Source organism: Bacillus sp. 196mf, assembly GCF_003217275.1.
Classification (GTDB): domain Bacteria; phylum Bacillota; class Bacilli; order Bacillales; family Bacillaceae_G; genus Bacillus_A; species Bacillus_A thuringiensis_S.
Map to the genome: position 1 here is coordinate 1 of NZ_QJTG01000012.1, position 12,433 is coordinate 12,433.

The following is a 12,433-nucleotide window of genomic DNA, read 5'->3' on the forward strand; positions in this document are numbered from 1 at the left end:
TTCGGTTCTTTCGGATCCTCCGGTTTCACTTCTGGTTCTTTCGGTTCTTTCGGATCCTCCGGTTTCACTTCTGGTTCTTTCGGTTCTTTCGGATCTTCCGGTATCTTAAAATCTTCTTTTGTTTTCGGTAAAATTGTAACTGTAGGCTCAAGTGGTGGATTTATTCTATCGTCCACTATCGCTCTATTTGTTATCCCTTTACTTGGTGCTGCTTTTACCTTCGCTTTAAAAATAATACTACGTTCTTTTGTATCTGTAATTTCTAAATACTTCGCTATTACTTTTCCAAACTCCATTTTTAACTCTACTGGATTTGGTTCAGCCCCTTCAAATCGAATACTATCTTGCACGTACTCTAAACCGGCTGGAATTTCATCTTCTATCTTTACCTCTGCTATTTTTCCGTTTTCTACCGTATTTTCAAAGCTAATTCGGTATTCGATTTCTTCTCCTAGCTTCGGTTCTTTATTACTTACTGTCTTCGTTGCTTTTACCTTACCATCTTTATATTCTGGCTTTATTGTCGCTGTCGGTTCCATAACTGGATGATTTGGATCATCTACGTGAATAATCGCTTTATTTGTTATTTCCTCTCCAACTTTTACTGATTCTTTTACCTTTACTTTAAAGATGATACTTCTTTCTTTCGTATCCGTAATTTCTGGATACTTCACTGTTACTTTTCCATTCTCAACTTTAAGTTCTGTTGGTACAGGCTTATCACCTACAGCCTTCAGACTATCTTTCACATACTCTAAACCAGACGGAATTTCATCTTCAATCTTTACATCAACTAACTTCCCGCCATCTACTATGCCGTTAAAAGTAATTCGATATTCGATTTCTTCCCCTAGCTTTGGTTCATGATTACTTACTTCTTTCCTTGCCTCTAGTTTCCCATCTTTATATTGCGGTGTAATTGGTACAAGTGACTCAACTGGTGGATTTGTCGGATTATTATCATCCACAACCGCCTTGTTTATAATTTCTTTTCCTACTTGTACCGTTTCTTGTACTTTCGCTTTAAAGATGATACTTCTTTTTTTCGTATCCGTAATTTCTGGATACTTTGCTGTTACTTTTCCATTCTCAACTTTAAGTTCTACTGGATTTGGTTCCGGCCCATCAGACTTTATACTATCCTGTACGTATTCTAAACCGGCTGGAATTTCATCTTCTACCTTTACCTCAGTTAGTTTTCCGTTCTCTACCGTATTTTCAAAGCTAATTCGATATTCTACTTCTTCTCCTAACTTCGGTTCATGATTGCTTACTGTTTTTTCTGCTTGTAATGCACCATCTTTATGTTGAGGCTGTATAGCGACATTTGGTTTCTCTGGTGGATTTATAGTATCTTCCACAACCGCCGTATTCACAATCGCTTCGCCAATTTTAGCTTTTTCTTTCACTTTTACTTTAAAGACGATGCTTCTTTCTTTCGTATCCGTAATTTCTGGATATTCTGCGAGTACTGTGCCGTTTTTCACTTTCACATGCAACGGTTTTGGACTATCCCCCTCAGCTCTTTCGCTACCTTCTACAAACTCTAAACTGTTTGGTAATTCATCCTTAATTTTCACCTTCGCTACTTTTCCGTGCTCAACTACGTTACGGAACGTAATTCGATACTCTACTTCTTCTCCTAATTTTGGAGCTGGGTTATTTACTGTTTTCTCAGCTTTTATTTTTCCATTCTTATACTCCGGTGTAATAATCGCTTCTGGTTTTTGCGGAGGATTCTTCGGATTATCATCATCCACAATTGCCGTATTCACGATTTTCTTCCCGACTTTTACTGCTTCTGTTACTTTTACCTTAAAGATAATGCTACGCTCAGCTGTATCAGTAATATTTTCATACTTCGCTGTGATTTTTCCAGCTTCTTCTTTTAGCTCTACTGGATTTGGTTCATTACCTTCTGCTTTTAAACTATCCTTCACATACTCTAATCCATTTGGTAGTTGATCCTCAATTTTCACTTCTGCTAGTTTTCCGTTTTCTACCGTATTATTAAAACTAATTCGGTACTCTACTTCTTCTCCTAGTTTCGGTTTATGATTATTGGCTACTTTCTGCGCAGCAATTTTACCATCTTTATATTGCGGAGTAATTTCCACACGAGGCTCTTCTGGCTCATTTTTTGTATCTACTACGATTGCTTTATTAACAATCTCCTTGCCTATTTCTGCCTCTTCTTTTACTTTCACTTTAAAAATAATACTTCTTTCTTTTGTATCCGCAATTTCTAGATACTTTGCCATTACCTTGCCGTTTTCAAATTTTAATTCTACCGGACTAGGCTTAAATCCTTCTGCTTGTAAACTGTTCTCTACAAACTCTAATCCAGCTGGAATTTCATCTTCTACTTTAACCTCTACTAGTTTTCCGTTTTCTACCGTGTTTTTAAAACTAATTCGGTATTCTACTTCTTCTCCTAATTTCGGTTTTTTATTGTTTACAAATTTCTCTGCTTTAAGCTTACCGTCTTTATATTCTGGCGTAATTGTTACTTCTGAAGTTGTTGGATCTTTTGTATCATCAACAACTACTTTATTGACAATGCCTTCACCAACCTTAAATTCTTCTTTTACTTTCGCTTTAAAGACGATACTTCTTTCTTCTGTATCCGTAATTTCTGGATATTTTGCGATTACTTTTCCATCTTTCACTTTCAGTTCTACCGGATCTGGCTTAGAACCTTCTGCTCGTAAACTATCTTTCACATACTCTAATCCATTTGGTAAATCGTCTTCTATTTTTAACTCTGCTAGCTTTCCGTTTTCTACCGTATTTTTAAAGCTAATTCGGTATTCCACTTCTTCTCCTAACTTCGGCGTTTCATTATTTACCGTCTTCTTCGCTTCCACTTTTCCGTCTTTATGCTGTGGAGTAATTTCTGCCGTCGGTGTTTCTGGCTCATTTTTCGTATCATCAATAATTGCTTTATTGACGATTTTTTTACCGACTTTCACTTCATCTTTTACTTTCACTTTAAAAGTGATACTTCTTTCTTCTGTATCCGTAATCTCTGGATACTTCGCCATTACCTTACCATTTTCCACTTTCAATTCTACTGGATCCGGCTTAGAACCTTCTGCTTTCACACTGTTTTCTACGTACTCTAAACCTTCGGGTAAAGTATCTTCTATTTTCACCTCTGCTAGTTTTCCGTCTTCTACCGTGTTTTTAAAACTAATTCGGTATTCTACTTCTTCTCCTAACTTCGGCGTTTCATTATTTACCGTCTTCTTCGCTTTCACTTTTCCGTCTTTATGTTGCGGAATAATTTCTGCTGTCGGTGTTTCTGGCGGATGTTTCGTATCGCTCACAATCGCTTCATTAACAATCCAATCGCTCACTTTACCTTTTACTTTCACTTTAAAGGTAATACTTCTCTCTTTTGTATCTGTAATCTCAGGATACTTCGCCATTACCTTACCGTTTTCAAATTTCAATTCCACTGGAGCTGGCTTAGCACCTACTGCTTTTACACTATCTTTCACATACTCTAATCCATTTGGTAAATCATCTTCTATCTTTACCTCTGTTAGCTTTCCATGTTCTACCGTATTTTTAAAGCTGATTCGGTATTCCACTTCTTCTCCTAACTTCGGCGTTTCATTATTTACCATCTTTTTCGCTTCAAGTTTTCCATCTTTATACTGAGGAATAATTTCCGCAGTCGGATTAACTGGCTTATTTTGCGAATCATCAATAGTTGCTTTATTAATGATTTTTTTACCGACTGTTACTCCTTCTTTTACTTTCACTTTAAAAACGATACTTCTTTCTTCTGTATCCATAATTTCTGGATATTTTGCCATTACCTTACCATTTTCAAATTTCAGCTCTACTGAATCTGTTCCGGCACCTTCTGCTTTCAAACTATTTTCTACATACTCTAAACCTTCTGGTAGAGTATCCTCTATTATCACGTCTGTTAGCTTTCCGTACTTAACCGTATTTTTCATACTAATTCGGTATTCTACTTCTTCTCCTAACTTCGGTGTTTCATTATTTACGATTTTCTTCGCTTTAATTTTTCCATCTTTGTGTAATGGTGTGATTTTTGCTTCTGGTTCTTTCGGATGTTTCATATCATCAACAATTGCCTTATTAATGATTTCCTTACCTACTTCCGCTTCTTCCTTCACCTTTACCTTAAAGACAATACTTCTTTCTTTCATATCTGTAATATTTTCGTATTCAGCAATGACTTTTCCATCTTTCACACTTAACTTTAATGGAGCTGGTTTTTCACCTTCAGCCTTTTCACTGCCTTTTACATACTCTAAACCGTTAGGAATTATATCCTCTATCGTTACCTTTTCTAGTTTTCCGTTTTCTACCGTATTTTTAAAGCTAATTCGGTATTCTACTTCTTCTCCTAGTTTTGGTGATGGATTATCTACTGTCTTCTTCGAATCAATTATTCCATCCTTATATTGCGGAGTAATTCTTTCTTCCGGCTCAATCGGTGGATTTTTCGTATCATCAACAATTGCTTTATTGACAATCTCTTTATCTACTTTTGCTTCTTCCTTCACCTTTACTTTAAAGACGATACTTCTTTCTTTCATATCCATAATATCGATATACTTAGCTTTGACTATTCCATTTTCAACAGCTAATTCTACTGGTCCAGGTGCTTCTCCTTCGGCCTTGATACTATTTTCTACATATTCAAGACCTTTTGGAATTGTATCTTCCACTCGCACCTCTTCTAGTTTTCCGTTCTCAACCGTATTATGAAAACTAATGCGGTACTCGATTTCCTCGCCTAGCTTCGGTTTCTTATTATTAACTACCTTTGTAGCAGCAATTTCACCTTTTTTACTTTGTGGTGTAATAACAACCTTCGATTCAGCAGGCTCATTTTTCGGATCTTTTGCAATTGCTTTATTTACAATTGCCTCCCCTACTTTTGCCGAATCTTTTACTTTCACTTTAAATACAATACTTCTTTTTTCTGTATCCGTAATTTCTGGATACTTTGCCATTACTTTGCCGTCTTCCACTTTTAGTTCTACTGGCTCTGGTTTTATACCTTCAGCTTTCAAACTATCTTTCACGTATTCAACACCTTTAGGTAGTGTATCTTCTACTAGCACCTTTTCTAGTTTTCCGTTTTCTACCGTATTATAAAATGTAATTCGGTATTCCACTTCTTCTCCTAGTTTTGGTGTTTGATTCGTTACGCTTTTTTCAACATCCACTTTACCGTATTTATAATCCGGCGTAATCTTTTCTTCTGGATGCTCAGACTGTCCATTTGGCTCACTCACAACCGCTTTATTAACAATCGTTTCTCCGGCTTTTGCCTCTTCTTTTACTTTCACTTTAAAGGAAATGCTTCGCTCTTTTGTATCCGTAATCTCTGGATATTTTGCGATTACCTTACCATTTTCTACTTTTAACTCTACTGGATTTGGTTCAGCACCTTCAGCTCTCTCACTACCTTGAACAAATTCTAAGTTAGCTGGAATTTCATCTTCTATTGTAACTGCATCTAGTTTTCCGTTTTCCACCGTATTTTTGAAGCTAATTTGATATTCAACTTCTTCTCCTAGCTTCGGCTTTTTATTTGTTGCTTTTTTCTTTGCAGCAATTTTACCGGCCTTATGCTGTGGTGTAATCTTCTCCTCTAAATCCTTTGGTGGATTTGTTTTATCACTAACGGTTGCTTTATTAACAATTTCTTCACCAATTTTTGCAGTTTCTTTTACTTTTGTTTTAAAGACGATACTTCTTTCTTCCATATCCATAATTTCTGGATACTTTGCCATTACTTTTCCATTTTTAAACTTCAGCTCTACTGGCTCTGGTTTTGCACCTTCTGCTTTCAAGCTATCTTTCACGTATTCAAGATTACTTGGTAATTCGTCTTCAATTGTCAATACATCTAGACGTCCATCTTTTGTCTTATTTTTAAATGTAATACGATACTCTACCTCGTCACCTAGCTTCGGTGTTTTATTAGAAGCTATTTTTCTTGCTTCTATTTCTCCCGGAACTTCTTTCGGAAGCGTAACCGTAACATTTGCATCATCTGTAGTTTCATAATTTACCTCGGTACTATCTTTTCCCTTTACAGCAACGATATTTTTTATTGTTGTATCTGATTGTACAGAAGCTTTCACTTTTACTTTGAATGTAATAATGGCACTTTCACCAGGCTTTAAAACACCGCCGTCTTTAGCATTAGCACCTTCACCAACACGGAAATCAATTTGATTATTTACAAACTCCGCTTCATCATCGCTTGCATTATCTGTTTTATTTCCTTTATTACTTCCAGAAATATATTGTATAGATCCCGGAACATACTCTAAACGATCATCTAATTTATCAAAACCTTTTACATTAGATACAGGTGCTTGGTTATTTTTCGTATCATTCTTCACTTCAATTTGATACGTAAACTCTTCACCAGCTTTAATTTCCTTAACTTCTTTACCGGCACTATCTAATGCCTTTTTATCAACTTGTAAGTTTGGAGCATTATGTTCTGTAACGAATGTAGCGTTATTTAATACGTAAATATCACCACCGCCACCATTTGCTCTAAAACGCATTTTTGCTTCTTTTAAATCATTTTTTACTTGAGTAGGTCCTTCAAGATGATACGTATGAATGTCAGTACTGAATGAATTTGTCCAATCCGGGTTATATCCTGGATATTTTTTTGTAACAAACTCGTTAGTACCGTCTACTTGTACTTCTGTCATAGACGAATCATTCGCATCATTGTCTTTACCGTTAATATTTTTTATCTTTATATATCCAGCACCAAAATCATATTCTCCATAATCATATGCATATCCATCTTTCTCAGCTGGGTCACCTTGCGATGAAAAATAACTAAATTTCGCCTTAAAAGCACCTTCTTTTGGTGTGTTTATTTTATTAACACTAATATCTGTCCAGGCTGTACTTTTTTGAGAGACTAGCCCTTCCCAAATCTTCATGTCTTTTACTGTTTCTTTATAGTTTTCATAAACTAATATAAGATTCCAGTTACCCCAGTAATAGCCGCCACCTGTTACATCTTTAATTTGTGGCACATTTGCAACTGTCAACGTTTGTGAAATCCCTTGCTGTGCAATTACATTTGTTACATCTGCATACGCAACATATCCTGCGCCACTACCTGAGTAATTAGAAATATAAGGTAGGTAATCCGCTTTTCGTATGCTATCAGCAGTTACATCTGCATATTCTTTATTTCCCATTTTCATTTTGACTGGTTGCCTTACTTGATCCTCGGTAACCTTTCTATCAGCAATATTTCCTGGTAACCCCATTGCTGCTGTCCAGAATAAGTAAGCCTTTTTCACTTTACTTCCGGCAGGAATGTTAGGAAATGCACCTGTTGACGAATTAAAAGTACTATCATCGTTATCAACGTCCACAGTCATTTTATTCGTTTTATAACCCATACTTTGTCTGCCATAATGATCAGTCGTCAAACCAAGTGTTACATTACCAGTCTGTACTAAATTACCAGCAGTAATTGTAGAATACAGTGGATCTCCAAATCCTTGCTTATCCCCTGTTTGCATTTGAACCTTCGAAGCATTCTCTGATGCAGCTTGTACTTTTGCATCGCTCTGATTTTCCGCTTCTTTTTCTAGTTTCTTCTCATCTTTATCTACTGGCTGCTTCACTAGTTCCGTGTTCGCTGTAGGTTTATTTTTATCTCCTGCAGATACTTTTAATTTTCCATCCACTTCTTTTGATTTAGCATCAGCTGGTGATCCGATTTCTTTCTTACTACTGTCAGCCTCATCATCGGTATTAGCTTCAACCTTGTCTTCAGAAGGAATCCCTTCAACATCTACAGACATGTTTCCTATTTGTAGTTGATCCTTTTGCACACTAATTTTTTGCTTATACTCTTTATTAAAATGTTGTGCACGACGAGCTTTTATTAACACAGTCATTTTTTCATGTGATTTTAAATCTTTAATTTTAAGATTAGAAGAAAGAACCTTTCCTCCCTTATCTTTTTCCTCTACATAGAAATCCGCTACCTTATTTTCAGGTAACTTCTCTCCGTTTACTTTCACAGATTGCGAAGGGAACGTAATTTCATTTTCATTATTTTGTTTAAGCACCAATTCTTGAATTGGTGTAGCTCCCGTATTTTCAATCGTATATTGAAATACGTGCTCCCTCTCCGCTACTTCTCCCTTATATATTTCAGCATTTACTTGCTCTGCCTTAATTTTCACATCATTTCCTTGTAACTCATCCCAGCTTTTTTTATTTATCTCTGTAGCAAAAGCACTGGGTGAAGGCAATATGATGGATAGGAGAAGTGTGATCATCGTTACGACATTAAAACACTTCAATACTTGCTTCATATTTTCTACCTTTCTCCTTTCTATATACTTGCTATCCGTCTACTTAATTTCGTAGCCGTATACATAGCAATATATATCCACTCGCAACAATCCGTCCTACGAAAATGTATCGTTGAAATCCCAATGTCAACAATATAAATCTCATAGAATATTACTATTTTAATTTATCAAAAATAGCATATATACCGGACACTTATACAAACCTTTACCATTTTTAATATAGTAAAAACGTTCTACTGCATAGGCTTATATAACAGTTAAAGGATACATAAAAATCTTAACATACTCCCTAACCTATTCATACATACAATAGAATTTTTACCATTTTTTAGTTATTTCAGTTTGTTGTTTATGATTAAAATTTTCAAAAAATAATAACCGTTACATGTAAAAATATGTTATATTATTAAAGAACGTATGTTCTTATTTTAAAGGAGGAATTTGTAATGATAAACGAACCCATTATCGTAAAAAAAGAAGCTTTCCAAGCAATCGGCGTTTCGGTTACGACAACTAATGAAATAGAGGCATCTCCTGAAGGAAAAATCCCCGGGCTTTGGAACAAATACTTTCAAGAACAAATGATGCATCACATCCCAAATCAACAAACGAAAGAAACATTCGCTTTCTACTCCAACTACGAATCAGATGAAACTGGTACATATACATTTACAATCGGTATGCCCGTTTCTTCATTAGAAGATGTTCCTGAAAATATGACAACTTTAACAATACCTGCCGCTACGTATGCGGTATTTACAACGAGAAAGGGACCAGTTGCTGAAGTCGTTTGCGAAGCTTGGGAATATATTTGGAAATGGTCGAAAGAAAATAAACGTGCCTTCACAACAGACTTTGAACTTTACGCCGAAAGAGCATTAGACCCAAATCATGCACAATTGGATATTTATATTGCGTTAGCCTAAAAAAAGATGCCCATTCGGCATCTTTTTTTGTCGTTAAATAGCTACTGGGCAAATCCATTATTATTGTCTACAATGAGAAAGTGCAGTATAGAAATATTAGAAACTGTATAAAGTGAAACTATACTCAGCGGAGGGCATCTCCCATTGAGTATTAGCCCTCACCAATCGGGCGTTTACTGGTTTTTTAGTTTAAATTTGTCACATAGAAAGGAAGCAATATGGAGGAACTACAACAAAATAAAACTGCTTTAGAAGGAAGCGGAAAACCGTTATTAAAAAATACGAATTTCCTTTTTCTTTGGGCAGCTACTCTTTTTTCAAGCTTTGCTTTAGCCTTTTTTACTTTTTCACAAACGTGGTACATAGCAAAAACATTAAACCTTGAAGCTTCACTCGGTGTTGTTTTCGTAGCTCTTAGTGTTCCAAGGCTTATTTTTATGATTATCGGCGGCGCTGTAGCTGATAAATTCCCGAAAAAAAACATTATGTTTTACTCCAATATTATTCGAGCGATTCTTGTCGCAACCATTCTCACATGGTTTATCGTTGGTGATGTAACACTATATACATTTGCTTTATTCGCTTTATTCTTTGGACTTGCTGATGCTTTCTTCTGGTCAGCAGATGGATCTATCTTACCTGAATTGGTAGAAAAAAGCCGGTTAACACAAGCGAATTCACTTACACAAATGACGAACCAAGCATCGGTCATTTTAGGACCTGTACTTGGCGGAATTCTGATCAAATTTACAAACTACGAGACAATATTTTCTATTACAATTTTATTACTGATTGTCGCAGCCATACTCGTTCAAAAAATACAATTTACGATGCCAGAACTAAAAGATACAGATAAAGGTATGTTCACTTCCATTAAAGAAGGAATCTTATATGTAAAGGAATCGCCATTCCTTTCAACTTTCCTTCTTTGTAGCGCCTTTTTAAATTTATTTTTAATTGGTCCGATGCAAGTCGGTTTCCCGCTTTTCGTTAAAAATGTTCTGCACGGTGACTCGCTCCATTTCAGTTACTTAGAAGCATCTGTAGGCGGCGGAATGGCAATAGGCGCTGTCATTGTCGGTTTAAAAAATATTAATCGTAGACGCGGACTATTTTGCATTATCATGATGCTACTGTCTGGTGTATTCTTCTTATCCATCAACTTTAGCACCGTACTTTGGCAAGCATTATTAGCCGGCATGTTTTATGGTATTACAATTGCAATGGCTATCGTTCCGCTTATGGCGATGATTCAATCGACAGTAAAAGAGGAAATGATGGGACGCGTAATGAGCTTACTTATGCTATCATCCATGGGCTTTATCCCGCTCTCTTATGCATTCACATCAATCGCACTTGCAATAGGAATTCCAATCGTAACCGTTATGAAAAGCGGTGCAATTGCTGTTATCGTCTTCGTACTATTTGTAGCGATTCGTGTTCCAGTTGTAAGAAAGTTCGACTAGCTACTTGGAGTCATGTATTATACGCATGGCTCCTTTTTAAATGGATCAAATAACGCTATCCCCTTACTTCTTCTCACAGCTGCTCCCCATTCTAATCCAACCTCTAAAAATAAATCTCGCACTGTACTATATAAAAGTGCCTTCACATTTTTACGGATTTCCCCATATTTATAAGCTCTCACAACACTCTTCACTCGCCAAATGAAATTTCCATACACTTCTTCATCAGCTAATATCTGCTCTAGTAAAACACCTTGCTCTAGTAACCCGCTCTTTTTATACGCAAGCTCGACCTTACTCCAAAATATATTAATTTTCTTCGGATTACTCGTCATCGGTACCAGTGCGTATATAAAAGGCTTCGGTATATCATGACGGCAATACGTCTCATCAAGCTCGTACGTTATTTTTCTTTTCTCTTTTATTTGTGGAATGTTTTTAGAAAGAGTTGTTTCCCTCTCGCTTTTTTGCTCCTTTCCGCTACAGCCAGCTGTATAATCCTCACTTTCACATGCGGACATTTTCATACGGTCATCCATGCGGTCAATTGCAGATATAAGAAAAATATATAAGTTCGCACTATACCCGCCGCGCTTATGTCTTTCTTTTGTTGCAACACGCTTTATAATTCCTAGTTCCTCTAACTTTGCAATTGAACGGCGTACTGTACGAATACTCTTTCCAACATTCTTCGCAATCGTCTCCATTAACGGACAGGCGACTCCTACTGTTTTTTGTTTCTCATTCACCGCATACTTTCCTAAAAAATGAATAATGGTAGCATCCGTTTTATTCAATTGAAATCGATAGCACTTCAAAACTTGTTTTTGATATGCATTAAACTCTTCTTTACTTCGAAATTCACTGTATGGTTTCATTAAATTATATAAGCTTCCCATTTATATCACCTCATTTATAAGTAAGAGGCAGGAAGAGAATTTGGCGTGGAATTTAATATTTTTTTAATGGAGATGAAAATATGATCGTAATTAGCGCTTGTTTAGGTGGTATAGCTTGTCGATATGACGGAAATGACAATCTCGTTTCAAAAATAGAGAAGCTACTACAAAAAGAAGATACAGTCCTCATTTGTCCTGAAGTATTAGGAGGACTGCCAACACCTCGTCCTTCTGCTGAAATTATTGGCGGGAATGGCGACGACGTTTTGGACGGAAAAGCGAAAGTGATGACAAAAGATGGTGAAGATGTCACAGAAGCTTTCGTAAATGGTGCTTATAAAGCATTAGAACAAATTAAAAATTTACATCCAGAATATATTATTTTAAAGGAACGTAGTCCATCTTGTGGCAGTTCTACGATTTACACTGGTGAATTTAATGGCAATAAGCAAACTGGTTACGGGGTAACTACTGCTTTATTTAAAAGACACGGATTTAAAGTCATTTCAGAAGAAGAATTTGAAAGCAAAAAAAGGAATTGACCCTGTTCGTCAATAAAGGTTATTTACGTTCGTTTTAAAAATAGTAATAAACCCTTATATATCAACGGTTTGTGTAACGTTAAAAATCATGAATAAATTTTAAATTTTATTCATTCGTTACCAAAATGTGACCATAAAAACAAAAGAGCACAGCGTGTATATATGGTGTTGGACCACCGTATATACCGTCCACCTGAGCTGACCAGGTAAACACTTGCTATACTCTCATGAGTT

Annotated in this window: 5 protein-coding genes; 3 read left to right on the forward strand and 2 right to left on the reverse strand. The window is 36.0% G+C overall.

The features are described 5' to 3' along the window. Nucleotides 1–8,366, reverse strand: an 8,366-nt coding sequence (locus tag ATL10_RS17110; RefSeq protein WP_110497181.1) for an isopeptide-forming domain-containing fimbrial protein, incomplete at its 3' end; no start/stop codon positions are given. 446 nt (nt 8,367–8,812) lie between these two features. Here ATL10_RS17110 and ATL10_RS17115 point away from each other — a divergent pair. Both ATL10_RS17115 and ATL10_RS17120 read left to right on the forward strand, forming a co-directional pair. Continuing rightward, on the forward strand, nt 8,813–9,292 hold the full coding sequence (locus ATL10_RS17115; protein ID WP_000606667.1) for a GyrI-like domain-containing protein: 480 nt from the start codon (nt 8,813–8,815) through the stop codon (nt 9,290–9,292). A 218-nt stretch (nt 9,293–9,510) separates the two neighbouring features. Continuing rightward, complete coding sequence (locus ATL10_RS17120; protein ID WP_110497183.1) at nt 9,511–10,758, forward strand: MFS transporter; 1,248 nt, start codon at nt 9,511–9,513, stop codon at nt 10,756–10,758. Nucleotides 10,759–10,775: 17 nt separating this feature from the next. On the opposite strand, the gene ATL10_RS17125 is transcribed toward ATL10_RS17120, so the two are convergent. Then, nucleotides 10,776–11,657 (reverse strand): helix-turn-helix domain-containing protein, encoded by an 882-nt coding sequence (locus ATL10_RS17125; RefSeq protein WP_000535237.1) that lies wholly within the window; start codon nt 11,655–11,657, stop codon nt 10,776–10,778. 80 nt (nt 11,658–11,737) lie between these two features. Between ATL10_RS17125 and ATL10_RS17130 the strand changes: the two genes are divergently transcribed. Then, nucleotides 11,738–12,199: a 2-thiouracil desulfurase family protein gene (locus tag ATL10_RS17130; RefSeq protein WP_000635511.1), complete on the forward strand. Its 462-nt coding sequence runs from the start codon at nt 11,738–11,740 to the stop codon at nt 12,197–12,199. Nucleotides 12,200–12,433 lie beyond the last annotated feature (234 nt).